Consider the following 26290-nt stretch of genomic DNA (forward strand, 5'->3'; position numbering starts at 1 on the left):
AAATCAACTTCTTCATGGAGGTAATTATGACCTATGCGTGGGCTTTCCATGACCATTTATCCCCAGGAGGAAGTAAGTTAATCACACACTTTGATCCAATTCCTATTCATTCAAACAGCGGATTGATTACTTTCGGCCTTTTTGATATTTATCCTTCTCCCTCTCCACTTGAAGTTATCCTATATAAATACAACCAACCTTTCTTAACCAATTTTATTTCTTCCCCTGGGACCATCCGGTTTTACAATCTATCACAGGGATATTATGATATCGTAGTCAAAAGTCTACGAGATAATGTCTCTTTTGTTTGCCATATTTCGAACGAACAACCCTATGTATTACCCAATTATCAACCGATTACTTCCATTACCAATAAGCATATACAAACGACAAAGGTCGGGACTTATTGGGTAAACGGTCTTACACCTCTGCAAGTCTCCCAAGGAACGGTCCAAGTTTATATCAATCAAGGAAATCGCTTTCCTTATCAAATCAGAGTATCCGTCTACCGATTTATGGAAGAAAACCCACTTTACTATGATTGTATTACTGATGTCGATTCTATCCGCTTTAGCAAACTAACACCAGGTCTTTATGAACTAAGTGTAAAATCTTTAATTGATCAACCTTTTATCGGTACACTTGATGTCTATGCCTATTAGAGGTTGTTTCATTAATCAGCCACTCATCGCTTCCCCACTCACCCCACTAAAGGTTTGTCACATAAGTCGATCCTACACAAAAACGATTCGCTCCCACTCTAAATATGATCTGGACTTTCAATCAAATGATGCAACATGCTGTATGAAATATAAAACTAATTTTTCTATCTTGTTTCAAACAATTGTTGTAAAAATTCCTCTCCACCTTCTGTTAAGTCTCCATCTAAAGGAAAGCTCAATGTACGAACCCGGATTTTACGAATCCATTGATCAATAGGCACTATTTGCCGTGTGGGATAGACTAATATCGCTTCTGTACAACCCTTGGTATAAGCATAAGAGACTAATTGAAAAATATCATTCTGTGAAGGCTCTCTATTTGTTTTATATTTTATATCCAAAATATATTTAGCGGTTCCTGCTTGATAAATAACGATATCCATCCGAAAGCGAATAGGATTATTCTCTCCAATATTTATTTGTTCTTGTGCTTTTAATTGATATGAACTAGGTAGATGAGCTTTTATCCATTCTGTAACAAACAGTTCATAAAGCCGTGGCATATAGACCAGAAATAACGGTGCATCATATCCCCCTTCTTTTTTAACAGGAGCCATTTGATCGAGAAATAAACGGCATAATGCATGTAACTGCTGATAATCTTTGTTAGAAGGATGATAAACTCGTTGGCTACAATCTTTAGCCTGATAAGGCTTTAAGGAAACTCCCCATCTTAAACAGTGATATACTTTTCGCATTTCACGAAGTGATGTCTCTTTTGTGCAGAGACTAAAGCGTAAAATTTGGTGCAAAGTCCATAATAAAATTTGATTATCTTCATGATCAACAGTTTGTTCTAAATAAGTGTAAGGTACTTCCACTAAATGGGGAGTTTGTACTAATTTAGATAGATTCAATCTTCCCCGAAGTATAGAAGATTTTTCTTGTTTTTCTTGGTATTTTTTACTTAATCCTTTTTGATAACGTACAAAAATCTTATGTGCCAATAATTCAGCTAATTTTTCATACACCTGTTGTACTGTTTCATACTGGTTTAGCGAATCATGAAATTGTAAACTATTTAAATGGTAGGCATACCCCAACATTCTATATAATTGATGAATAGATACGCGAGGGATGATTTGAATACCCAAATCCTTTGATAATGGTATGGAACCTACCCATCCTTTGGCTATGAGCTTCCAGCGACCATTCGTTTTGGGACTAGGAAATTCGATATCTAGTTGTTTATGATAAGTATACAAGATTTGATGGGCAAGACTTTCAGTAAGCTCCTCTTTATTTAACCATCGAATCCCATAGTCTTTGATCATTAGCCAATTCCTCATGGATCTAACTTCACCCACTTTTGAATTTGCTCCCACTGAAATTGATGCACTATATTCGGTTGATCAAAAAAATAGTCTTCTACAAAAGGTTCTATCTCTGTTTTCCAAATATCTTCTATTATTTCTTCTAAATTTTCTACTAAAAAAGGGGAGATACCCACCATATTATCTTCATGGCCAATCTGTTGATTTAGCTGTTTTAATATTTGAATTAACCCATCTACAGAATATCCACGTTGCTGATGAAACTCCTTTAATCTCAAAAAATTTGGTGAAAGGCGTAAAAAAGCAAACCTTCTTCGTAATGCAAAATCAATCGGGGCCGTAGAGCGATCTGAAGTATTCATCGTACCGATAACTCGTACATTTTGGGGTACTCTTAATTCATCCCCATTGGTTAAGCGAATGGGTTTCTCTCGATACTCTAGTGCATAAAGCAATTCTCCAAATACATGACTAAGATCTGCACGATTGATCTCATCAATGATCAACACACATCTTCCTTTTCGTTCACGAGCTTTTTGACAAAACTCTATCCATCTACCAGACTTCATTACATAAATCATTTGACCTTCTGATAAGATTTCTGGACGAATCCCCTGTATAAAGTCTTCATAAGTATAAGCCGGATGAAACTGAATTTGCTCGACAAAACCGTCTTCATCACCAAGTAAATAGTGGGCTAGTCTTGTAGCGATAAATGTTTTGCCTGTTCCAGGTGGTCCATAAATAATGGCTTGTCCTTTTCGTTCAATGACACGAACCCAGCGACGTATCTCTGCTTCTGGTAAATTCGTTTCACTTATCAACTCTTCGAAGGTATAATTCGTTAAAAACTTCTTCCCCTCTATCCTCTCTAAAAACTCTGGCCACTTCGTTTGGGGATGAGTCTGCTTCAATAAGCGTAAAGCGTCTAAGTGAAATCGGTATAAATAACCTGGCTTAATTCTGCCTTGTTGGTCAACCGGACCTTGCTCAATTTTTAATCCCTTTAATAAATCGATCATTGTATAAACATCGATCGCAGGCTCTAAAGCATGATATGTAGTACGAACTAATCTCCCCATCTCTCCCAAATCCGCTTTGGGCTTAAATTCTTCTACAGGAGATATGACTTGACTTACATATTGGATCTTGCCTTTTGCATAATGGAGCAAAATGTCCCCTTCTTCAACCTCGATAATATTTCCCCAATAATAATAAAATCGACCATTAACAGGTTGAATCGGTGTCCAAATAATGCCTTCTTTGTGTTCCTCTTCGATTAGCTCACCTTGGTTAACCCACCAAACCTTCGGCTCTTTCTGCAATGGATACGAACAATCGTGCATAATTCTCCACCACATCCCAATTGATTATATTTCTATCTTCGATCAAGTCTAAATTATAAGCGATCGCCTATCAACTTTAGATATAAGATATTTATCTTTAAATTTTTATATGATTTTTCCAAATACACTTCCCATTACTTTCTCATTTGATTTATTATATTTAATAAACTACTTCATCAACACTGAAAATAACTGAATATCTATAGATTTTACATTATAAGGAGGTTACACGATTGTCAGAAGAAAATGTTGTTCCTTTAAAACCACCTCATCAGCGTCGATTCCAAACACTAAACATTGACGGTCTTGGTAATATCAATACAGAAGAAGGATATAATCGTGCTGTTGAGCCCATACCCAAACTGCTAGAGCAAATCGCTGATCAATTACAAGGTCAACCACAAGCTGCTGGAACGATTAATCTAAATGTGAAATTTCCTTTATCCATAAGTTGTCAGTGGGTGATTTGCCAATTTCACCAGCAATTTCCCAATATTACACTCGATATTGTAGATCAAAATGGCAAAAGAACCTATCTTCAAGGAAATCAATTGCCACCACAAAAAAGATAAAGGAGGGAAAATTTTATGGTTGATTGGTTAGATTTTCATGATCCTAAACTCGGTTTATATGAAATTTGCTTTCCAAGTGAGTATGTCGAAGCAATTACCAAAGATATCTCTAAACAGCTACATCTGACGTTTGATAGCGAACGACTTAATCAGAAGTTAAATAACATAGGAAATTCGGGATTGGACTGTTTGTACATATCACAGAACAGTGAAGAGCGTGCTCTACTTCTCTTGGATTGTTCCAATACAGACTGGATATACACCCTTTGTATCATCTACGATGAAACAGTCCATTCTCAGGTTAAAGATCGCTTACTTGCTTGGGATTGTCACTGTCGTGAAGAATATGGACAACCCCGCCCTGCTGGATACCAACTTCGTAACAAAATTCAAGATGAAGAACCACTATTTGTTCAAATTATCCACAAGCATCGATTAGTGGAGAATTGATTGAGGAGATTTAACTCTTACCAACGGTTTAATATTTTAAAATAATAGCTCTAGTAGGTGTTCTTTATGTGGAACCAATTCATTCAATTTACTGTCAACGACCATCATCAATTTGTTCGGTTACAGCAATTTGTAAAAGACTTTCAAGCGGCAAGAGAGCTTGGTAATGACACCACGGTTGATGATCCTAAATGGCTCAATTATTTTGACCAATCAGCTATCAAGCGTTTTTGGTGGCCCACAGATGAAGAAGTCAAGCAGGTTAACCAACTCTTAAAATCTCTACCATCCGAGGAGCGAAGAGCTCATCCTACGCTCCAAAATCCATGGGATTTCGCTTCATGGTTAGATGCCTTATACCATGCTGAGCACAAACTATTAAATGTTGAACTTGAAGATGATATACATGGAAGACTCACTTTTGAAACTTGGTCTTGGCCTTATGGAAATGTTGATGCCCTTCGTTGGCATGTAGAGATTTTTGGCTTTACGATTACTAAGGAAGATATATAGAAACTGCCATACCATCTTTCAAATATAACTGACACATCCTTACAGAAATTATACAAAGAAAAAAGTCCGTTACCTAAATAGGTGAAACGGACTTTTTCACTTATTTTCGATCATCTAGATCCCAGACTGGGACAATCTTTACATCATCAGGGTTATTTTCGGAGTGTACCTGTGCTTTTTCAGCCGTTTCATCGATCATCTCAATCCAAACAGGGGTTCCACGATATTTTACTTCTATTTTTTCCGGAGAATTTAAAATCTCTTTTGCCCGCTCCATATCCATAAATGATCCCTCCTAGACAACATTTATCTTTAGAATGTGCCAAGGTGTGGGAGTTATTCATTCTTTCATTATAAAAGCATAAAGTCTACTTTTTACATTACTTAGCAACCTTCGCTTGAAAATAGTTCGCAAATTGAGCTCGTACCTGTTCAAGCTCTTCAGTAGATAATGGATTAATCTTACCCAACATTTTCGCTCCGAGGGCTAAGTGAGCCCCCATTTCAATAGCTTCAGCTCTACGAAATGCTTCTTCAATCGTTGTACCAACCGCTACAACCCCATGATTGGCGAGTAGTACCCCATTCGCTTTTTGTAAGCTATGTATGACATTTTGTGCAAGTTCTTCAGTACCAAATAGTGCATAAGGAGCAACAGGTACCTGATCACCTATTTCTGCTAACAGATAATGAACTGCCGGAATCTCAACACCCGCACAAGCAAACATCGTGGCATATGTAGAATGAGTATGAACAATAGCTTGTATATCTTTGCGATGTAGATAAATGGCTCGATGCATTGGTGTTTCAGATGACTCTTTATAGTTTCCAGATAGTTGTTCCCCCGTTTCGAGAGACACTTCAGCAATATCTTCTGGTGTTAGCTTTTCATATGGAAGAGCCGATGGCGTAATCCATAAACTCTTTTGCTTCTCATCTTTTACACTGATATTCCCACTGGTATTTTTAACAAGTCCTCGACGGATTAATTCATTAGAAAAATAAATAATATCTTTTTTAAATTTAATCATACAATAACTCCTTCAAATATATTTATTTAATGATCTACAAAACTTTTCATACTACTATTTTACCATTCAATTGCAATCTCATTTTAACTCCTTTTCAACCCTATTTTAGCAAGAAGGTTTAACTCAAGGACACTATCTAGTCTATCAAGTAAACGAATTGAAATAATGAATATTAAAATATTGAACTAATAAATTTCATAAGATGAATATCAATGAAATACTTACAAAAAATTATAGTCATTTTTTACAAAATATATTGAAAACTAACAAATATTAAATTGTAATGGTAGCGTAAATAGTTTGATATAAAAAAATTAAAGGGAGATGATGTTGTTGTTTAAAACTTCCCAAATCCATTCAGGATGATGTCGATGTTGACTGCTTTTGCATTAATTTTGACGATGATATACATTCCCTCGACAGCAGATGCGTATAACTGGTCTCGAACATTAAAAAAAGGGGACAAAGGGAATGATGTCAAAGAGTTGCAAATTCGCGTTGCAGGATGGGCTGCTGATTCTCCTTCAAAAACGTACGTAAGTGTAGATGGTCAATTTGGAGCTGGAACAGAAGCTGCTGTCAAGCGTTTTCAAAAAGCATATGGATTAAAACCAACCGGTATTGTTGGTCCTGAAACACATGCAAAATTAAATGCCTTAGAGGATGCGGATGGATCAACCAAACATTTTAACTGGAATGAATTTTATTCGAAAGATGGAAGTAAATTTACAGGAGGAAAAGTTAACGAGCAGGCAGTAAAAGAAAATGTTCGGAGAACCATGTGGAAGTTAGAAGCTATGCGTAAAAAAGCTGGCGAACGTGCTGTTACCGTTAATTCCGGTTTTCGGAGTATTAAGCATAACAAAAAGGTTGGAGGCGCTTCAAATAGCCAACACCAATATGGAATTGCAGCTGATATAAAAATTAAAGGTTATAGTGTTTCCAAAATGTTCGAATTAGGTAAAACATGTGGATTTAGTGGTTTGCTTACTTATGAAGCGAAAGGTTTCCTTCATGTTGATAGCCGAATCGAATATCCATATGGAGCACAAAGTTGGCTTTGGAAATAGTATATAATCAATATTTTTAAAGTTGAAAAAATATATACCATATAAGACCTATAACGTGTAGAAGCTGGATACAATATGTCCAGCTTTTTTATTTTTTACCAATATATCCTAATATTCACTTCCTCGTTTAATCTATAAAATAATATAAGATTAATAATATACTGTTATTAAATTATATTTAGTTTAATATAATTTATTGAAAAATAGTAATCATTATATTACAATAAATATAAAAATAAATAAATTAATATTAATGGAGGGATAAGGTCAATGACCAAAGTTTTAAAAGTTCCATTCCGAACGATGTCTATCTTAACTGTATTTGCATTCATTTTGACGATGATATTTATCCCATCTAAAGCAGAAGCATACAGCTGGTCTCGAACATTAAAAGTTGGAGATACGGGCAATGATGTCAAAGAATTGCAGATTCGTGTTGCTGGTTGGGCTGCTGATTCTGCTTCGAAAACATATGTAAGTGTAGATGGTCAGTTTGGACCTGGGACAGAGGCTGCTGTTAAACGCTTTCAAAAAGCATATGGATTAACCCCAGATGGGATTGTTGGTCCTGATACACAAGCAAAATTAAATGCCTTAGAGGATGCAGATGGATCAACCAAACATTTTAACTGGAGTGAATTTTATTCGAAAGATGGGAGTAAATTTACAGGAGGAAAAGTTAACGAGCAAACAGTAAAAGAAAATGTTCGGAGAACGATGTGGAAGCTAGAAGCATTGCGCAAAAAAGCTGGTGACCGCCCAGTTACTGTTAACTCTGGTTTCCGGAGTATCAAACATAATCAAAACGTCGGGGGCGCTTCTAATAGCCAACACCAATATGGTATAGCCGCTGATATAAGAATCGATGGTTACACAGTCTCACAATTGTTCCAATTGGGCAAAACGTGTGGATTTAGTGGCTTGCTTACATATGAGGCAAAAGGTTTTCTCCATGTAGATAGTCGTATTGAATATCCATATGGGGCCCAATTTTGGATTTGGGAATAATAATAGCTTTTTAACCACAACAAAACCTCTGTCTTTTATGCGACAGAGGTTTTCATTCAGATTTTCATCTCTAAGGCATCTTTTCAATGCCTAAAAATAAATTGAGCCTTTTCATGTTTCACAGGTACTCCAAGTTCATTTATTCAAATAAATGACCAATAAATTCAGAACCCATTTCATACGTGGTGTTTACTACTTCTGTCGTTGCTTCAACAGTCACTTCTGCTACCTCTCCAACCGATTTCGTAGCGAGGTCCATCAACTCTCCAAACATTTCACCAAACATGATGTTTCCCCCAAGATGAATTTTTTTAGCTTATTTGCGTTACGTTGTATTTGATAATCTTGACATTGTAAATTAATAAATTGCATCCATTTACGTATTTATTCCCTTACACTTAATCTTATAAACATTCCATTTATATTTACTTAGACCTGATCTTCCCTCATTCTCTCTATATACGGAATCTCAGATAAACGATGGCTATGAAAGTTACATGAATATTTCTATTACATTATATACAAGAGATAATATTTATTCTTATAATATTGATGGTATTATCATGCTTTTATATCAAATGGATTATCTTGTATTTTGATTATAGTAAATATAATCTATCTAATAAGAGTGACAAGGAGGTTTCTCATTGAAAAGACTATTCATCTTGTTCTTTAGTTTTACCGTTAGTATCTTGGCCTTTTCAAATACAGCTTCTGCAGCAGACAATGGAATGGATGGAATTGATAAAAATTGTTCGGACTTTCCCTCGCAAGATCAAGCTCAAACTTACTTTATACAAGATGGCGGTTCTAAAACAAGAAATGTCGATGATTTAGATCGAGACAATGATGGGAATGCATGTGAAGATGAGGATAAAGACCCCAATAATAGTGGTAATCATGCAAACAACGATGATAACAACTTAAATAGTAATGATAGTATTTCAACCCATGACAATCAAAATAATAATACACCATCTAACCAAGCTGGAAACACTGATCCCAATCAAACAGGTGAGAGACTACCTAATACAGCTACTCATTATCCAAATGCTATTCTTATCGGTATTTTGCTACTTATTGTAGGAGTAATTCTAATTATGCTACAAAAGAAAAAGCAAAACCAAGGGTAGAGATCGACATAGAAACTGGCCGCTATCTAGGCGGCTTTTTGTATTCCCTTCGAAACAGAGCTGACCACAAAAATTCCCCTGCCACTTCTGTAGCCAAGGCAGGGTTTACCAAAACGGATTATATTTTTAGTTCGCCCATCCTTACAAGTTCCACCACAGCTTGTGAACGACCTTTTACATTTAGTTTCTGCATCACATTATTAATGCATAACCATTGCAAACTAGGATTCAAGAAAAATCCCCTTGAAATGAATACGAAAGATCAATCGTGCCATCTGGATGTACTTCCACTTGATTGAGCAAAGTCTTAAATACCTGAAGTAAGTCTTGCTGCTCATTTTCTAATGCGGCAAAAGCCTGCTGGATATTATGAATCCGTTTTTGAACATACTCCCTTTTATTTAATGAAACTAGCTCAACCTCGATTTGCTCCATTCTATGATCCAGCTCGTTTCTTTTTAATTCAAACTCCTGTTTGCCTATCAACTTATCTAGATAGACATCAAGCAGATCCTTCTTTTTCTCTTCAAGCTGTGCTTTTTGCTTTTGCAGTTGACTCATTTTGATCCTCTTCTTTGACTCCAACTCGCTGACAAAATGAAATGAAATGGACTGACCTTTTTCTTTCAATTGAGAAATGATAAAAGCACGTATATCTTCATATGTAATCGGATGATGATTGACACACCCAGCTTTGGCTGCTCTTCGATATGCCGAACATTTCAAGTAATAATAGTGCTTCTTTTCGCCATTGGCTAATTTTTTACATGACTGAACAATGACCATATGACTACCACATTCACTACACTTTATAATTCCTCTTAAGTCATTCCATGCAGTACTTTTGACTTTGCTTTTCTTTTCATAGTTGGCTGCTTCCCATTGCTCTCTCGAAATAATCGGCATATGATGATCTTTAAAAATTAACCACTTTTCCTTTGGGTTCCGTATTTGCTTTTTCCTTCCCCCAACTTTTATCGTTGTATACTGATTGAGGATAAAGTCGCCACAATAGATGGGGTTCTGGATCATTCGTTGCACCGAAGTTACTTGCCATTTGCTCTTATTTTTCGGTTTGATATTTAGTTGATTTAGTTCCAGTGTAATCCGCTTATAACCCCATCCATTTAAGTACCAGTCGAAGATTTGCCGTACTACTTTCGCTTCCTCTTGATTGATTTTCAAAAAACCCTCTTCCCGATCATACCCGTATGGAATCCGTCCGACATGTTCTCCTCGCCGAACCTTTGCCGCTAGTGCTGCAGTAATACCTGCTGAAAGAGTCCGACTATACTGTGCGGCAAAAAGCGACCAAAGTTCAAATGCCATATCGTTTTTCCCAGCTTTATTGGAGTCATATCCCTCTTCGATTGAGATGATTCGAACATTGTGAGCGATAAACGTTTCACGAATCTCTAAGGAATCCTTTAAGTCCCGAGCTAAACGGCTAATGGACTTAAAGACAACCATATCCATTTCTTTCTTCTTCGCTTTTTCCAGCAATAACTGGATCGCTGGGCGTTCCAAAAACAAAGTCCCACTAATGCCATGATCCTTATAAATCGCGTTCTCATCCCATTCATATCCATTCCGTTCTAACCAGTTTCGACATATGTCAATCTGATTTTCAACGGAGGATACTTGCTCATCCCGATCCGTTGACACCCGCACATACACAGCGTATTTGCTTTTCATGCAATCACCTTAAGTATGGATAATATACTAGATATTTCCATTATATCGGTAATTTGGAAAAATACAAAACCCATCTGTACTGGGAGATGGGTTTTGTAGTATGCTGTTTAGTTTATCTTGGGAAGAGTCTCTCTTTTGTAATCAAAAAGACTTAATAGGATTTTTAGACAAAGAACTAAAGAATCCATTTTGGTTTTAATACTAAGAGCTAAAAAACAGCTTTAGAGGTCAGAAAATATCAATCCTCTTAATGAGGTGTTTTCTATTGTTATACCCGCTGCGACTATGACACTGGTAGCTTGGGCCCGGTTTCAATCCTCTTAATGAGGTGTTTTCTATTGTTATGTTAAATGGATACCCGCTGAACAAGTTCAAGCAAATGAAGTTTCAATCCTCTTAATGAGGTGTTTTCTATTGTTATATAAAAGCCAACCCTTGAAGGAGTTCCAGAATTAAGGTTTCAATCCTCTTAATGAGGTGTTTTCTATTGTTATAGCAGATGTTTGGAAACCTTGTTACTTCTAGCTTTGTAAGCTCATTTCCGAACACCTCTCCTTTTTCGGCTTTTCAAGGTGCCTTTACATCGCTAAGAGCTGTCTGACAATTTATCTATCCCTTATGTAACAGGGACTTTCGCATTTCCGAACACCCCTTGGGATTTTTCCGAAGCTCATGGTGTTCGCAAAGCTACTAAACCTCTAACTAAAAGATTACACTATTCCAAATTGAATATCAAGATTAACAATGATCCAAGCTATATCCATGGGTCATAAAACGTGAAAATACACATAACTATACTTCTTCAGAAGAAGAAAGAGTAAATTTCCAACCAAAACAAAATGAATTTTTCGACACAACCTCTCTTCAGTGATGGACTTTGAGCTCTCCGAAGTCATCCTTACTTTCGTTAAGAGGTGAAAAACATCTTCTACATTTTTCCGGTTTATTAAGTTCCCAAATGTGTAGTGTATAGCATTGTGGGCATCCATCAACACTTTTACAGAATGTTCTTTCTGCGGATCGAATGCGTTTATTCGGATCGAGATTTATTTTTATCAACGCATTTTTCTTCCTTCCTATTAGATATCATTCCTTTTAATCACTAGCTACTATCCTTAACATGATCTAATAATCATACATTATATTCAGAATATTTTATGTGATATTTTGGTTCCCTGTATTCAATTTAACATTGGTAGGTACCACTGTCAACCCATACGCTGACGATTAATCTAATTTATGATAATATTAAAATATCTATATTGATCATAAATCAGGGAGGCTTTTCACTTGGCTAGAAAAGATTACTATCATCAAGCAAATGCCCCTCAGTCCAATTCGTTGGTTCCAGCTGCCTCGGCTGTTGTCACAAATTCTAAGGGGCAAATCCTATTACACAAACGAAGTGACAATCAGTTGTGGTCATTACCAGGTGGGACGATGGAGTTAGGAGAGACTATACAAGAAACGATTATTCGTGAGGTGAAAGAAGAGACTGGGTTTGATGTGGAAGTCCTTAAATGTATAGGGATTTATACTGATCCCGGTCATATCATTGAGTTTTCCGATGGGGAAGTTCGGCAACAATTTTCCATCTGCTTTGCTTGCCGTATCATAGGTGGAGAACTGGCAATAAGTTCAGAGTCCATTCAAGTAAGACTTTTCTCGAAAGACGAATTAGCATCCCTTCAATTACATCCCGCCCAGCAAATCCGGCTCCAAGACTTTTTTGCCAATCAAGAAAAAGCATTTATTAGATAAATGACTAATTATATTCAGCGAAAAAACGAGGTGAAGTGAGTGAGTAATATTTCAAAGATTGATGAGGTGGTTAAAACTATAAAAAGTCAAATCGAACAAGGGGACTATAACGCTGGACAACGCTTACCCTCTGAGCGAGAATTAGCAGAAAAACTCAAAGTCAGTCGTTCTACGATTCGTACCTCACTTCTTCGACTTCAAGCAGAAAATTTGATCGATATTGTGCCTCGTGGAGGGGTCTTTGTACGCTCGAATACTCCAATAGAAATTTTAGGTTGTTCCAACCTTCCAACGCTTGAAGGGCTTGAACTTCAGCGGTCAGATTCTTACATGGAGATCTTACAAAGAAAAGGAAGAGAAGTTTTAGTACGTTTTCTGGAACCATCTGTAATTATTCCGGCTAGTGTAGAAATTGCAAAGAAATTAAACATTAATCCAAATGTGGAGGTCTTTCGTAGATATCGTGTTCAGATTGTAGATCGGATTCCTTACCGGATTATGGATAGTTATTATCTTGCATCTTTGCTTAAGGAAATGCACGAACAGGATCAACAACATTTTCCCTTACTAAGATGGGATAAAAACTATGTTCCATTTTTTAAATGGCTTAGAAAAACGAAAGCGTTTTATCCTTCACGTACCAAAGAACGCTTAAAATGCCGAATGCCTACTGCCGAAGAAGCATCTATTTTAAATATTGCCAGAAATCAGCCTGTTGTAGAAATGTATCGTTGGATCTGGGGAAGCTTTAAAGAGGAAGAAGAGGAAATCCTTTTTGAGTATAGCCGATTTATCTGCAATGCTTCCTTATATGAATTTGAATACATATATGATATTTAAACATACAGAATAGCATGTGATTATCCATATGGTATTTTAATTTACTCCCGAGTATTTTCATAGCAAAATTTTTTTAAAGGAGTATAAGCTATACGATGAATCTACTTGATAATTCACAATCCAATTCAATTGGTTTCGAAAGAAAATGGCTTTCTCAATTCATTCCTACTGAATCCGCTCGATATCAACACATATTAGGGGTTGTTCAGTACATGGAAAACCTCCTTCCAAGGCTAAATGTCCCTTATGACTGGAAACCTCTTCTTTTACAGGCTTGTTATTTACATGATATTGGCTATTCTCCAAACTTCATCAAATACGATTTTCATCCCCTCGATGGAGCCATTTTTGCTTCCAAAAAAGGATTCTTAAAACCAGTTGTAGCCTCCATCCTTTTTCATTCTTGTGCCTTTGAAATGGTGAAAAAAACACGTAACGATTTGATAGAGCTATATGAAATTAACTATACTCTGTTGGATCAACTGGATCTGCTATTTATTGATCTGGTTACATTTTGTGATCTACATACTTCTTCTACTGGTCAGCCCATCACATTCCAAGACCGAGTACAAGATGTTTTAGATCGTTATGGACCCCATCATGAAGTATCAAAACTTATGTTAGCAAATCGTCCTTACTATGAAATGACGATTAGAAACGTGAACAGAATACTAAGTAAATCAATAGAACTCTAAACGATTCATCAGTTTGGTTTTCCATCAACCAGGAACTAGCCTACTTTGCTTCTGCAATCCGGTAGTTCAGGCTTTGCTGGGAGCTCCAAAAACAAAGTCCCACTAGTGTCATGATCTTTATAAATCGCATGCTCATCCCATTTATATCCATTCCGTTCTAACCAGTTTTGACATATGACAATTTGATTTTCAACGGAGGATACTTGCTCATCCTGATCCGTTGAAACCCGTACATACATAGCGTATTTGACTTTCATACAAATACCATAAATATGGATATCATTGAATTTCGTTCCATTATAGTAATTATTTAAAAACAATCAAAGCCCATCTAACCATACAGATGGGTTTTGATTGTTTTTATTTAGTTTATCTTGGATGTGTCCACCATTACTTTAGGTAATAAAACTAGGTTTCAATTTCATAATAGACTCAACTCTATTTTAAGTGTAGAGCTTTCAATTCCTTGTCACAAAAGGACTTTCAAGCTCATTTACGAGCACTACAGAAAAATAAGCTTTTTTAATGTAGCTTCACAATAAAAATTATGTCACAAAGTCTATTTAGATCAGATATATCAGCGAGTACGAGCAAGACGGAAAGATAGCAATAGGCGCTACAATGTTTCAATTCTCTTGATGAGGTGTTTTTTATTGTTATTGTTTTAAAGGAAGTTGATGCAGAGCAAGTAGCAAAGTTTCAATCCTCTTAATGAGGTGTTTTTTATTGTTATTAATTATTAGTCCTGCGTTTTGTACTTGTAGATTTTCGTTTCAATCCTCTTAATGAGGTGTTTTTTATTGTTATAGCGGATGTCTGGAAACCTTGTTATGTCTAGCTTTGTAAGCTCATTTCCGATCACCTCGCCATTTTTGGCTGTTTCATGCAAATTTTAGCTAATAAGAGCTGTCTGATAATTTATCTATCCTTTACATATCAAGGGCTTTCGCATTTCCGAACACCCCTTGGGATTTTTCCGAAGCTCATGGTGTTCGCAAAGCAACGAAACCTCTTACTAAGAGATTACATTATTCTTAATTGAATATCAAGTCGAGCAGTGATTTAAGCTATATCCATAAAGCCAATCCACCCGGCAATTCTCAGTAAATCGGTTTTATGAATAACTCGATATCATACTAACAAACCATTTTTTATCTAAGTCTATAGTGAATTCTTGATGATCTTGCCATTGATCCATAGCCAATCCTCCTCTAAGGCTATGTTTTTACCGAATTGGGTGTATTATAACATCTATTCGAAACTCTCACATTTCTGGATAGCGTTCTTGAATTCCAGCGGTTATACTTTTATTAACCCGTTCTTTCGTGGGTTTAATCTTATATCTTGTTAAGGAGATTTAACAATGAACAAAGAGCTTTACAGGTATTGCGGGCTGAAAGCCCACGGTTTCAATCGTAGGATGAAAGACTGCGTTGCTCGGTAATCCCTTTTTGGGATTGCTTAGAGCAACAATTTTCTGTATAATCGAATACATGAGCGGTGCTCATCCTACTTATAGTAGGTTTTGTTCCTATGTACGTCATGGTATGGGGTTCTAGTGGCGAACAAGTCTCTCCCACTAGGGAAAATCATGAGAGTGAGTGAAAAGGAACTAGAACGCTGGTAATAGGCGTTCCGCCTATGTGGGTACATTTCTAACTGCATGGGACGGGGTGATGACACACCCCTGAACTTGGGAGTTGTTCAAAACGGAAACGGACTGCGAACGCTAACTATCCAAGAATCCCATCGGCTTCAGCCGTGGGAGTGTCAATTTCAATATCAGTGGAGATATAAAAAAGAGGATTTAAAATTTTGCCCGCGTTGCGGACATCGTTTTTCCCTAGAAGACTTGCATATTCCCAATCAACCTCAACTCCTTTGTCATCATTGTCAATTTGTCTTCTACTTAGATCCAAAACTGGCAGTAGTGGCAGTGGTTCTAAATAAAGAAAAAAACAAAGTATTACTTCTGCAAAGAAACGAAGAACCTGGGAAAGGCTTATGGGCACTTCCAGGAGGATATGTTGAACGTGGACATGATCTTTTTGAAACCATACAAAATGAAGTAAAAGAAGAAACAGGTCTTTCTATAGAAGTTTATAAAATTATTAATACATTCTCTTATCCTAAGGATGGGCTTATCCAATTGACCTACGAAGCGATTGCTGATCATGAAGAGGTTATCGTTAACATTGAAAGCAAAAAAGGTTATTTTTTCTATTTTGATGAAATTCCTTGGAGTCAGCTTGCATTTCCCTCAACGGAAAAGCTATTACGTTTGTATACAGATAAAAATAGGTAGTTTAACTTCAATGTGTATATCTAAAACTAGGTAAGCCGACGTTTTGTCATATGGAGGCGGATACTTTCCCTAACTGCTATATCAATAGGTACTAGCCTGCCTTCACTCCTTATAACTTCCCTGCAATCCGGTAATTCAGACTTTTATCACCTTTTAGAATCACTGTAAAGTCTTTACACATCTCATAAATCCGCGATCCGATCGCTTCATCAATGGTACATAGTTGATCAATATCTTTTTCGGATGAGACCATGATCGGAAGATGATTTAAATAGCGGTAATTAATCATGTCAAATAGCTGTTCAAGTTGGAAATCGGTTACTGTTTTTCGCCCTTTAAATAGATCATCGATAAATAAAACCTCAACTTGCTTTAACTGCTGCACTTTATCACTGATTACCTCAAAGTTACTTTTTAGATCATTCATGCCTTCTATCCAAGGAAAGTAGAGAACCCCAACACCTTGGCTTAATAGACTATTAGCCACTGCAATCAGAAGATGCGTTTTTCCACTACCCGACTTCCCTAGTAAAGCAATGCTATTATTCCTCCCTGATCGTAGTCGTGAGAAATATTCCAGATAAGCTTTGGCACATGCGAACGCATTTTTTACGGGTTGGGGTCTGCCATCAAGGATGAACGACTCAAATGATAGTCTACGAAATTCATTAGTGATCCGACTGTATTTAAATAGCCTCTCCACTCTCCTTTGCACATGACACTCGCACCAACACCAAACTTCATAGCCATTTTTATCTCGTGCAATATATCCTTCTTGATCTTGGCATTTAGTGCATTGATAAATGGGCTGGCTTTTCCTCAAGCCATTTGGGCATGTTGAGCCATCCGACTTTGCCGCCTGTAATGCTTTCATTCGCTGGATTCTCTCGCTGATTTGATCCATAACGCTGATTGTTTTTTGCATGATGCTGATCTCTCCTTTTTTCTTCATTGATCCAATTCCAGAGAATCGTTGCACAGTAATTAAACGAATGAACACCATCAACCCCTTTGATTTCAAAGGCATGATCCACCGCTTTTTTGATCCGATCCAATGGTACTTGCTTAGTAACCAATTCATCAATCGCTTGGTAGTCTTTTGCAGACAGCGGAGCTTTTCGCTGTTTTTTCTTCAAGTAATAGCGTTCTATTTGCTGGGCTTGTCTATCTTCTTTTGATGGCTCACTTTGTGAAAGATCACTCCATCTATCATCATCATTATTATTATTTTCTTTATTATTTTCTTTAGGAGGCTTAAATCCATTGGTACTATTGGGATCATCGCTTGTATCGGTTACCAAAATAGTAACTGAGGTGTTACTGTTTTGGTAACTTTCATACACTAAAGAGTTACCATTTTGGTAACTAGCGTTACTTTTTTGGGAATCGAAATCTCCTTCTGATGTTACGGTTTTAGTAACTGGTCCAGAGGGCAAATTTCTTTTCAACAACTCCATATACTTCTGTTTACTAAAACGTTTTACTAAGCTAACACGCCACTGGTCATAATTTTTGTTGATCTGGATCTGTTCACCATCGATCAGCAATACTTTTACCTCTGATAGATAATCTAACTCTTTTTTTATATGCGTCCTTAAAACGCCAACCAGCTCAAAATCGGAGGGACGTAGCAAAGCGACCTTCTTGCCACATCCATAGCTCATTCGGATGACGAGATCCAATATGTTTCGTTGCCGCTTTGAAAAGTCTGTCTGCATTATGGCTTCATAAAGTTCATTATTTAACTTGGTGTAGTGATCCGGCTGTGGATTTGCCATTGCAATCTTCCCCCTTATAATCTAAGTGATCTATTCAATTTCTTCTGGATGAAATAGGTTAAATTCTCTTAATACCGACTTCTCTATCTGATTCCGTTGAATATGTACAAAGCCACATCCACATTGATAGCAGGTCATTGATCGATGTCTCTTAAAGTCTTTCCTCCTCGGATTTACTGACCAACCACAATGACAGCAATATTTTGGTGGATTGATATTAAAGTAAACTCCCATCTTTCATCCTCCTCTAACTAGAAGCAGGGAATGGTGGGTTCCCTGCTTGTCCAATATACTTCCTAACCTTATCAACCTTCACCCTTAGCAATTGCCACAGCGTGACTAGACCCTGCTCTACCTAATCTAGATACATTTTTTGTATAAAATGAACGGGTTTCGCTTTGCTTTTTACTAAATGTTTGGTAGAATAACTTTACTGTTAAGCTTTTTTAGAGCTCGCTTCTTTCGCCAGAGAAGCGAGCTTTTGATTTAGAAGTTGGGCATAGGCTTTTAAAGTCAAATGTCCAGCAAGCTTTCCATCAACATATATCCAAACTTTTGGCACTCTTTTCTCTATAAAGCCGTAGATCCGAATGCGCAACGCTATCACCTCCTTTTGAAGATGAAAACAATTCCTTTTGCAGACTACTACCAGATTGAAAAAAAGGAGAAAACGCTTCATAAAATGCCTGTTCAATCGGTTTATCTCCAAAAGTTTCTTTCCCAAGCTTTGGCTTCACTCTTTTATTTAGCCGACGTCCTTTTTTCATAATATTTCCCCTGCCTTTTCATAGGTCTTACAAATAAATCTATGCAATATGGACAGGTGTACGAGCCTTCTAAATTACTTTAAAGATATGGACACTTTATCAACTCATATCTGACCTATTAAGGCTGTTAATAAAGAAGAGAGCCATTTTTGACTGAATCGACCTCTTGATGTGTTACTCAAAGGAATAAAGCTAATCTCCTTCTCGTTTTAATATTTGACTATCTATTACAAATGTTATGAATATATTTCGAGCTACTTTCTTTCTCTTAGCAATTTTTCGATCGTATTTTACAAAACGATCCTCTCGGTTTTTTAATTTCGCAATAACTGGAACAACTTAGTTTACCTCCACAAACTCATTATAAATCTATAGGTTAATTTAAGTCAATTATAAATTTACCCATTGGTTAATTTATCGTGAATTAATCTTACTCATCTTGTGTTATCATTAACCTATAAGTAACTAAGGGTGATTTTTTATGATTCACATTGGATCTCGTATAAAAGAGTTGAGAATACAGCGAAATATTAGTGCCAAAGAGTTAGCTTTAGCTCTAGATGTATCTCAATCTTTTATTTCAGCTATAGAAAATGGGAATAAAAAATGTTCGTTGGAAAACATCGATAAAATTTGCTCTGTATTAGGCATTACTCTTTCAGACTTCTTTGCTACTAACGACAATCAACTTCCACCTGATCTCATACAACTCATGGAAGCTCTTAAAAAGTTACCATCTGAAGAGCGTCGTGCTCTTAACCATTACCTGCAAACTCGATTGAAAGGATGATTCACATGAGTGATCAATTGCTTGAACAAATTCTGAGTGAACTAAAATCACTAAATCAACGTGTGACCAACATTGAAACGAACATGGCCACGAAACAAGAACTTGAATCTATAGACCAGCGTATGTCTAACTTTGAAACAAACACGAAACAAGAACTTGAATCCTTAAATCAACGTATGACACACTTTGAAGCAAACACGAAACAAGAGCTTGAATCCTTAAATCAGCATGTAAGCCATTTAGTTCCCACGACAGAACGCATCGAAAAGAAACAAGCAACCATCCTCGAACAAGTTGTACAAAATTCAGAAAGGATTTCGGTTATTACGGAAAGTCAGCAGCGTCAAGAAGAATCTCTTAAAACTCTCGCTTTGCGCTCTATCGAACAAGAAACAGAGTTGAGAAAGATAAAGCGTGTCAAGTAATCGCACCTAGCTGGTGCTTTTTTATGCCTATTCTATTCCGAATTTCCGCACTCTATTAAGTACAGCATGTTGCATAATTCGAGCCAAAAATCTAGATCATTTCTAGAATGCGAATCGCTTTTGTGTAAGATCGAAAACGATGAGCGGCTAAAGAGGTTATGCAACGTTATGTTGCAATTTTACGCATATATTATTGTAACATTTCGTTTCTGTCAATATTTTTTGCAACTTTTCGTTTCCTTGAACTAGAAACACTAAGTTTCTATAATTAATTTAAGACCTTAGGGAGATAAAAAATGTTTAAAGAACGGTTAATTAAATTAAGGAAAGAAAATAAACTAAGTCAATACGAGCTTGCTAATAAACTTGGCTTTACAAGAGGACAGATTTCAAATTATGAGTTAGGCTCAAGAGAGCCTGACCTTAAAACACTTCATAAAATAGCTGACTTCTTCCAAGTTACTCTAGACTATTTAACCGGTCGAGTAGATAACCTTACAAGCGCAGAAACCGATCTCCGAAAAGCAATAAATGAGGTATCAGGTCTAAGCAACCAAAATAATCGAAATCTCGCTATGGAAGAGATCATAGAAGTACTTAAAGTAAAAGAGCTTACCTTAAATGGCAAGCCCATACCCGAAGACAAGAAAGTGCTTATTATAGCCCAACTAGAAGCTACATTAGATGTTTTAAGAAAACAGGAATAGAAGTGATACATTAATAATAAGATACAACTGTTTGTGATGCTATAGTTCCCTAATGAAGTTCGATATGATATGATTTTAGGGTCAAATGGATTGTCAAATATTTTGCTATAGTTCCCTAACGAAGTTCGATATGATATGATCGATGCGCCCGAAACTTACGACTTTAACACGCTATAGTTCCCTAACGAAGTTCGATATGATATGATGTATTTTTAGCAAATGATTTAGGTAATCCGCTATAGTTCCCTAACGAAGTTCGATATGATATGATAACAAAAAAAACAAACCCTCACAGTCTGAAGCTATAGTTCCCTAACGAAGTTCGATATGATATGATACTTTCCATCAGAAGCATATCGCATTCTAGGCTATAGTTCCCTAACGAAGTTCGATATGATATGATTTCAAGATTTAACTATTCGCCTCTCTAATCGCTATAGTTCCCTAACGAAGTTCGATATGATATGATGATTTGTTCTATTACCAGAACGAACTGGAGGCTATAGTTCCCTAACGAAGTTCGATATGATATGATTGTAAAAAATTTATGTGTTTTAGGTGGTAAGCTATAGTTCCCTAACGAAGTTCGATATGATATGATACCTTTTCGAAATCCCTTGTGAATCCTATATTTACAGGGGATTTTCTTTTTAAAAAACAAGTTTTTAGCCATCACTCCCTTATCATTTTTCTCTTTTTTAGAAAAGCGAAAGCTGTGTCGAATTTAATTTTTTCTCTGTGGGAGTGGGTAGTCCAACCAGTAATTTCATCCTTGCATATTGTTTATCTGTAATAGTTAGTACACGTACGGATCCCTTCGGTGGTAAATTACGATTTAAACGTTCTAGATATTTTTGCATCCCATCATTTCCATTACAAATTCGGCAATAGACCGAATACTGAATCATATCATACCCATCATTCAGAAGATACTTTCTAAACTTTGCATACTGCTTTCTGTCTGACTTCCTAGCTACTGGCAAATCAAAGAAAACTAGAATTCTCATAAATTTACTCATATTTATGAAGTGTTAAAGGTAAAAGCTGAGGAAGCTTTAATTGATTAAAATCATCATGCCTACATGCAGTAACAAAGCTTTTAATCATTTCTTCAATAGATCGATAAATGCTATATTTCTCTTCATGAAACAAGACATTATAATTAAGCAGATTATACAACTGTGCTCGAATTTCTTTACTGAATTCCATCTCTTCATCTACATACATTTTGACACATAAATCAGCCATCGGACGATACACCTCCATAAAGTCATCTGCCAAATTAAAATTATTCAAATCATTACTGTGCATAATTCCAAGGCAAGGAGTGAAGCCATAACTAACCAAGGCTCTAGCTACTGCTCCTCTTATGATGGAATATCCATAATTCAAAGCAATATTTACTGTATTTTCCTGTCGCCGATGAAATTTCCCATCAAATAGATATTTGAAGTATATTTGTGCTCCATAAGCTTCTCGATTGGTAGTATCTCCAGAATCCACTTTTTTACTTATTTGAATCAATTCATCATATCCACTCTTTCCCAAAATTGATAAGCACTCTGCTTGATTTAATAACTTTTGTATAATAATCCGTTGCCAAATTCGTTTTTTAAAAGGTTTAGATAAAGCGTATTGCCGTTGCAATACGCTTAACTGTCTAGAATGTGTTTGAAAGCCGTGCAATACTCCATTAGGTAGATGTTTTTGATTACAGGTAAAAAGAGCAATGTTATATTCACTAAATTTACTTAATGCAAACCCTGTAATAACGGATGCATTCTCTTCTAGAAGAACCGTTGCAATATCTTCTAAAGGAATTTTTACTTCTTCATCTTGTATAATCACCAATTGGTTGTTTCTTACTGACAACTTAGCTTTATTGGTGATCATGACGTGTCGCCAGCCCAAGTCGTTTCTCTCCTTTTACTTTGGTATAGTTACCCAATATATCAACTTGATATTTTTCGAATTCTACCAAGGTTTTTGATCCAATTTTTTCAGATTCATACACTCTATCATGTGAAATAAGGTAGATTCCTGCAGTTGAAATATCAACACTTTTATAATAGCCAATAAACTCTTTGAGCTTTGTTTTTGCTCCTGTAGCTATCTCCTTAACTTTCACATTGATTCTGGGTACTACCCTTACTAAATCATTTGGAAATAAACTGAATCGAAATTCAAATGTATCGTCGATTTCTACCCATTCTGCATAAGGTTTACCTGCAGTAATTGCTTTATTTGGTAATCCATCTTTGGTTGTATCGATGGTATAAATCGGAATTAAATAATATTTTCCATCTTTGAAGAAAACATCTGTACGAATGATTTTAGAGTTATAAACGACTCCTCTTTTTTGATTTATGGGACGTACTACTCTTTGTTTATCTAAGATTTTGACTGATTTAATGACCGGCCCTAATTTCCCTGATTTAGTAGGCTTATGTAAGGGCTTTTCAAATGCCTTTTTCGGATCATTATTAAATTCCAATAACCTTGCTTTAATGGCTTGATATGTTGCTGGATCGCTTTCTTTTCCATACATTGGGAATTCCCCGTTTTTATCCAATGTAATCTTTGTTAATGGTGTCTTTATAGCCGTAAGTATCAATCCATTCTCCGAATAGCCTACGAACTTACGGATCGTCTTTTGATGTGCTTCACCTGTTACACTTCTCCTAGGCATCCTCGATACAAAAATAGGTCTTACTTTTTTAATCATTTCCTCATCATAATTCCCATGATTTAAACTCTTTATGCTCATTTGGGGACTTTGGGATATTCTTGCTTCTAACTCTAATCTAAAGTTATGCCAAGGTTCAGGGAAGTCGATTTTATTCCTTTTGATATAAAATTTATCTTCTTCACATTGTTGATAATACCGGTTCACAAGCTGAATCATATGATCAGATGTTACCCCAACAATGACGGCATCAACTGCGTGATGCAAATCGCTTTCCGCTCGATTCTTATTGAATCCCCAACGACTACGTAGATGTGCCGTTACCTTTCCGTTCACAGTCACTACTTTTTTCTTGATAGGATCATCGGCAAAAAGTAGATTTTGTCGAATAAAGTTGGACATAAATCTTGAAATGTATTGGGTATCAATTAAATTGCGCTCGCGAAATTCTTGTTGCTCTCTTTCATTAAAATGCTTACGTAGAAGATTTCTCTTCTTTACTTTATTGATCTTACTATTATTTTCTACTCTTTTTACGAATTCATTCCACTTTGATTCATCTCCACCCAAATATTCAAAAGGAGTCTTACTTCCTTTATTTTGATTTTCTCTAGCTAAAACCAATACCTTATTGTTATAACTGTCATCCAAGCTTCTACTAAATGGCAATATGTGGTCTACCTCGGTGCAACCAATCTCACATAATATGTTAGGTTCTATGTACTTATTTGAATACATGCACCATCCATTTTGTTGCTGCCACAGTTTATATTTAACAATGTCTTGTCCTCTTGGATCATTAATACCTAACTCTTTCAGTCTCTTTCGTGCTGTTTCATTCATTTTTCTATTTTCTTCATGTTCCTTTTGAATTTTTTTACGCTCATCAAACCTTTTAGGTAATTCTCTTGATGTTTCGATATGAATGGAGACAGGTGAGCCATAGCGTTTAATAATAGCATTAATTACCTTTCTTGTTTGCGATAAGGCACGTTGAACAACAGGATTACCAATAAGAGGAATGGCAGGTAGGAGTCGTTTCTTCACTGACGAGGCATTCCCTTGAAATTGATATCCGGCTAGCTCACATGCTTTATCATAGGTGTATCCTTGCTCTAGATAAGGTAGAACTTTTCGTATAGCTACAAATGATAAATGTCCTACCTTTGAAAAGCTAAGCTTGATTAATTCATCGATCCATTCATCTGGATACACTTGATTAGCTAGATTAGCCTGATGTCTCCCTTTACTATCTTTATATTCATTTTTTAAATAGTCTCGAATATCTTGATCATCCTTAAAAATAGTTAAGGCATATGCAAATGTGTCCCAATCCAAATCATTTACTTCATCACTTAAATTCTTGCCAACCAATTTTTTTAATGTAGAGTAGAGACGATGATAATCAGTCAACTCTAGAAACTTCGCTTTTTCTACTTCTTGTACAGACTTGGAAGCTTCATAATAGAGATCACGAAAGCGAATCTGATCATCCAATTGTAGTTGTTTTCGTATGTCATGATACTTGACTGTTTTTTTCGTAAAGGCAATTTGTAATATGTAATTGCGCTCTTCATGAGTCAACATCCTGCCTCCGTCAACTCCAACGAAGCGAAGATGATTGATTTTTTGCAGAGCCATAAACTTTTGGAATGAAATGGATGCCTTTGGTGCACGTTTTTCTCCCTCTTCCAATGTACAAAAGCCAATCATTTTTTCAATTTGTTCCTTAGAAGCATAAGGTCTTTGCGAAGACCAGATTTCAAGATATGCTTCTTCAAACTCAGAAGTTGCCCAAGGGTTCTGATGTACTCGTTGAGATTCAAAAAGAGTAACGATTTCTTGATGAACATCCTGACGGCTCACGACACTTAAATAACTTCCTGCTTTATTGCGTTTATGATTTTTAAATTTCTCGTGATTCACCATCAATTCTGCAATAGTTTGATAGCCATTTTCGTCCATGATTCGGCGGTTTTCATTGATATTGGAGAGTAGGGGTCCATTTTCTTTTTTACTTTCTTCACTTTTTCGATTTGACTTAAATCCTCTACGTTGCGCCAAATGAATCAGAACACGAGCCCATTCCTTCTTACTCAGTTTTCTTTGTAATGCATCTACACGCAATTCCCATACATCTAGCTCAAAACAATCATTATACAAATGATCCATTTCTGTACGAGTCAGAAGATCAGAACGAACAATTAACTCTCTAATTCTCTCAATACGATGCCTTTTCCGACGATTTCTTCTCCTTGCTCCTCGTGCATCTCTTCGTGGTTTGGCTAAAGGTTCTCCATCTCCAGTTTCTGCTTTATCGAAAATTCTTACACCCAAATCTTCGATACGCTCCTGATCTAAGTTGATAACCGCCCAACCACATGAACTTATCCCAATATCTAGTCCAATTCGGTATTTCATATAAAATACTCCCTTCTATGATCCATAAGTAAAATATTCAATTAAATACATAATTAATTATAACTTAACCCTTTTTCAAATTGTTATAAGCCGATATGTATAAAAAAACCACTATCTTATATTGAAAATTTTCTTTCATCATAAGATAGTGGTTTTTTATTAAACAAATTTAAATGGGGAGTTTTTGGCGATCCCCAACGCCACGGGTCAAAAGCCCTTACTATAGTAACCTAACAAAGTTCGATATGATATGATCATAAACCAGTATACCAATTCGATCCTAAAATAGCAACCATTCATT

Annotated in this window: 27 protein-coding genes, 2 pseudogenes and 1 CRISPR repeat array; of the genes and pseudogenes, 14 read left to right on the forward strand and 15 right to left on the reverse strand. The window is 36.2% G+C overall.

All coding sequences use genetic code 11. From position 1 onward, the window contains the following. The first annotated feature begins 26 nt into the window (after positions 1–26). Positions 27–662, forward strand: a complete 636-nt coding sequence (locus DL897_RS01275; RefSeq protein WP_113657316.1) for a hypothetical protein — start codon at positions 27–29, stop codon at positions 660–662. Between the two features lie 164 nt (positions 663–826). Here DL897_RS01275 and DL897_RS01280 read toward each other — a convergent pair whose 3' ends face one another. Together DL897_RS01280 and DL897_RS01285 are read right to left on the reverse strand one after the other, a co-directional pair. Beyond that, positions 827–2011: an McrC family protein gene (locus DL897_RS01280; RefSeq protein ID WP_113657317.1), complete on the reverse strand. Its 1185-nt coding sequence runs from the start codon at positions 2009–2011 to the stop codon at positions 827–829. Further along, positions 2008–3342: an McrB family protein gene (locus DL897_RS01285; protein WP_168188588.1), complete on the reverse strand. Its 1335-nt coding sequence runs from the start codon at positions 3340–3342 to the stop codon at positions 2008–2010. The genes DL897_RS01280 and DL897_RS01285 overlap by 4 nt, the downstream gene beginning before the upstream one ends. Before the next feature lie 233 nt (positions 3343–3575). On the opposite strand from DL897_RS01285, the gene DL897_RS01290 reads away from it, so the two are divergent. The 3 genes from DL897_RS01290 to DL897_RS01300 all read left to right on the forward strand — a co-directional run bounded on the left by DL897_RS01290 (position 3576) and on the right by DL897_RS01300 (position 4877). Further along, positions 3576–3914: a deaminase domain-containing protein gene (locus DL897_RS01290; protein ID WP_168188589.1), complete on the forward strand. Its 339-nt coding sequence runs from the start codon at positions 3576–3578 to the stop codon at positions 3912–3914. A gap of 15 nt (positions 3915–3929) precedes the next feature. After that, complete coding sequence (locus tag DL897_RS01295) at positions 3930–4364, forward strand: hypothetical protein (protein ID WP_113657320.1); 435 nt, start codon at positions 3930–3932, stop codon at positions 4362–4364. 66 nt (positions 4365–4430) lie between these two features. After that, the gene (locus DL897_RS01300; RefSeq protein WP_113657321.1) at positions 4431–4877 is read left to right on the forward strand and encodes a hypothetical protein; all 447 of its coding nucleotides are present in this window, start codon (positions 4431–4433) and stop codon (positions 4875–4877) included. A gap of 100 nt (positions 4878–4977) precedes the next feature. On the opposite strand, the gene DL897_RS01305 is transcribed toward DL897_RS01300, so the two are convergent. Beyond that, positions 4978–5160, reverse strand: a complete 183-nt coding sequence (locus DL897_RS01305; protein WP_113657322.1) for an H-type small acid-soluble spore protein — start codon at positions 5158–5160, stop codon at positions 4978–4980. A gap of 97 nt (positions 5161–5257) precedes the next feature. Next, entirely contained in the window at positions 5258–5908 is a 651-nt protein-coding gene (locus tag DL897_RS01310) for a class II aldolase/adducin family protein (protein WP_113657323.1), read from the reverse strand. A gap of 371 nt (positions 5909–6279) precedes the next feature. Here DL897_RS01310 and DL897_RS01315 point away from each other — a divergent pair, with 371 nt between their 5' ends. Together DL897_RS01315 and DL897_RS18795 are read left to right on the forward strand one after the other, a co-directional pair. After that, the gene (locus tag DL897_RS01315) at positions 6280–6978 is read left to right on the forward strand and encodes a D-Ala-D-Ala carboxypeptidase family metallohydrolase (RefSeq protein WP_240627230.1); all 699 of its coding nucleotides are present in this window, start codon (positions 6280–6282) and stop codon (positions 6976–6978) included. Positions 6979–7248: 270 nt separating this feature from the next. Next, a complete protein-coding gene (locus DL897_RS18795) occupies positions 7249–7986 on the forward strand; it encodes a D-Ala-D-Ala carboxypeptidase family metallohydrolase (protein WP_113657325.1) in 738 nt (245 codons plus the stop codon). 139 nt (positions 7987–8125) lie between these two features. Here DL897_RS18795 and DL897_RS18080 read toward each other — a convergent pair whose 3' ends face one another. Beyond that, positions 8126–8272 (reverse strand): hypothetical protein, encoded by a 147-nt coding sequence (locus tag DL897_RS18080; RefSeq protein WP_168188590.1) that lies wholly within the window; start codon positions 8270–8272, stop codon positions 8126–8128. A gap of 361 nt (positions 8273–8633) precedes the next feature. Between DL897_RS18080 and DL897_RS01325 the strand changes: the two genes are divergently transcribed. After that, the gene (locus DL897_RS01325) at positions 8634–9119 is read left to right on the forward strand and encodes an excalibur calcium-binding domain-containing protein (protein WP_113657326.1); all 486 of its coding nucleotides are present in this window, start codon (positions 8634–8636) and stop codon (positions 9117–9119) included. A gap of 118 nt (positions 9120–9237) precedes the next feature. On the opposite strand, the pseudogene DL897_RS18575 reads toward DL897_RS01325, so the two are convergent. Both DL897_RS18575 and DL897_RS01335 read right to left on the reverse strand, forming a co-directional pair. Next, positions 9238–9324: pseudogene (locus DL897_RS18575) on the reverse strand (helix-turn-helix domain-containing protein); the annotation flags it as partial. Positions 9325–9347: 23 nt separating this feature from the next. Then, complete coding sequence (locus DL897_RS01335) at positions 9348–10814, reverse strand: recombinase family protein (protein ID WP_113657328.1); 1467 nt, start codon at positions 10812–10814, stop codon at positions 9348–9350. A gap of 1290 nt (positions 10815–12104) precedes the next feature. On the opposite strand from DL897_RS01335, the gene DL897_RS01340 reads away from it, so the two are divergent. The 3 genes from DL897_RS01340 to DL897_RS01350 all read left to right on the forward strand — a co-directional run bounded on the left by DL897_RS01340 (position 12105) and on the right by DL897_RS01350 (position 14110). After that, positions 12105–12575 carry an NUDIX domain-containing protein gene (locus DL897_RS01340; RefSeq protein ID WP_113657329.1) on the forward strand — a complete coding sequence of 157 codons (471 nt, stop codon included), beginning with the start codon at positions 12105–12107 and terminating at the stop codon, positions 12573–12575. A 39-nt stretch (positions 12576–12614) separates the two neighbouring features. Beyond that, entirely contained in the window at positions 12615–13415 is an 801-nt protein-coding gene (locus DL897_RS01345; RefSeq protein WP_113657330.1) for a GntR family transcriptional regulator, read from the forward strand. A 95-nt stretch (positions 13416–13510) separates the two neighbouring features. After that, complete coding sequence (locus DL897_RS01350) at positions 13511–14110, forward strand: HD domain-containing protein (RefSeq protein ID WP_113657331.1); 600 nt, start codon at positions 13511–13513, stop codon at positions 14108–14110. A 74-nt stretch (positions 14111–14184) separates the two neighbouring features. Here the strand turns inward: DL897_RS01350 and DL897_RS01355 are convergent. Beyond that, positions 14185–14367, reverse strand: a pseudogene (locus DL897_RS01355) (recombinase family protein); the annotation flags it as partial. 1406 nt (positions 14368–15773) lie between these two features. Between DL897_RS01355 and DL897_RS01360 the strand changes: the two are divergent. Beyond that, on the forward strand, positions 15774–16415 hold the full coding sequence (locus DL897_RS01360) for an NUDIX hydrolase (protein WP_113657332.1): 642 nt from the start codon (positions 15774–15776) through the stop codon (positions 16413–16415). A 109-nt stretch (positions 16416–16524) separates the two neighbouring features. Here DL897_RS01360 and DL897_RS01365 read toward each other — a convergent pair whose 3' ends face one another. The 4 genes from DL897_RS01365 to DL897_RS18445 all read right to left on the reverse strand — a co-directional run bounded on the left by DL897_RS01365 (position 16525) and on the right by DL897_RS18445 (position 18791). Then, entirely contained in the window at positions 16525–17319 is a 795-nt protein-coding gene (locus tag DL897_RS01365) for an ATP-binding protein (RefSeq protein WP_113657333.1), read from the reverse strand. After that, entirely contained in the window at positions 17204–18193 is a 990-nt protein-coding gene (locus DL897_RS01370) for a replication protein (RefSeq protein WP_113657334.1), read from the reverse strand. The genes DL897_RS01365 and DL897_RS01370 overlap by 116 nt, the downstream gene beginning before the upstream one ends. A 30-nt stretch (positions 18194–18223) precedes the next feature. Beyond that, complete coding sequence (locus DL897_RS01375; RefSeq protein WP_113657335.1) at positions 18224–18427, reverse strand: hypothetical protein; 204 nt, start codon at positions 18425–18427, stop codon at positions 18224–18226. Positions 18428–18629: 202 nt separating this feature from the next. Beyond that, on the reverse strand, positions 18630–18791 hold the full coding sequence (locus DL897_RS18445; protein WP_206186468.1) for a hypothetical protein: 162 nt from the start codon (positions 18789–18791) through the stop codon (positions 18630–18632). 650 nt (positions 18792–19441) lie between these two features. Here DL897_RS18445 and DL897_RS01385 point away from each other — a divergent pair. From DL897_RS01385 to DL897_RS01395, 3 genes are all read left to right on the forward strand, one after another. Next, positions 19442–19750, forward strand: coding sequence for a helix-turn-helix domain-containing protein (locus tag DL897_RS01385; RefSeq protein WP_113657337.1), 309 nt, complete (start codon positions 19442–19444; stop codon positions 19748–19750). A 5-nt stretch (positions 19751–19755) separates the two neighbouring features. Next, the gene (locus tag DL897_RS01390; RefSeq protein ID WP_113657338.1) at positions 19756–20175 is read left to right on the forward strand and encodes a hypothetical protein; all 420 of its coding nucleotides are present in this window, start codon (positions 19756–19758) and stop codon (positions 20173–20175) included. Between the two features lie 296 nt (positions 20176–20471). Then, positions 20472–20882 carry a helix-turn-helix domain-containing protein gene (locus tag DL897_RS01395; RefSeq protein ID WP_113657339.1) on the forward strand — a complete coding sequence of 137 codons (411 nt, stop codon included), beginning with the start codon at positions 20472–20474 and terminating at the stop codon, positions 20880–20882. Between the two features lie 38 nt (positions 20883–20920). Next, positions 20921–21483: a CRISPR direct-repeat array (repeat unit 36 nt; unit sequence GCTATAGTTCCCTAACGAAGTTCGATATGATATGAT). A 97-nt stretch (positions 21484–21580) separates the two neighbouring features. On the opposite strand, the gene cas2 is transcribed toward DL897_RS01395, so the two are convergent. The 3 genes from cas2 to cas9 are packed head-to-tail and all read right to left on the reverse strand — an operon-like array spanning position 21581 to position 25989. Next, the gene (gene cas2, locus DL897_RS01400; RefSeq protein WP_113657340.1) at positions 21581–21889 is read right to left on the reverse strand and encodes a CRISPR-associated endonuclease Cas2; all 309 of its coding nucleotides are present in this window, start codon (positions 21887–21889) and stop codon (positions 21581–21583) included. Positions 21890–21893: 4 nt separating this feature from the next. Then, positions 21894–22793: a type II CRISPR-associated endonuclease Cas1 gene (gene cas1, locus DL897_RS01405; protein ID WP_240627231.1), complete on the reverse strand. Its 900-nt coding sequence runs from the start codon at positions 22791–22793 to the stop codon at positions 21894–21896. Next, a complete protein-coding gene (gene cas9 / locus DL897_RS01410; protein ID WP_113657342.1) occupies positions 22762–25989 on the reverse strand; it encodes a type II CRISPR RNA-guided endonuclease Cas9 in 3228 nt (1075 codons plus the stop codon). Before cas9 ends, cas1 begins: the two co-directional genes overlap by 32 nt. Positions 25990–26290: the final 301 nt, after the last annotated feature.

The sequence above is a fragment of the Thermoflavimicrobium daqui genome (genome assembly GCF_003313465.1).
Classification (GTDB): Bacteria; Bacillota; Bacilli; order Thermoactinomycetales; family Thermoactinomycetaceae; genus Thermoflavimicrobium; species Thermoflavimicrobium daqui.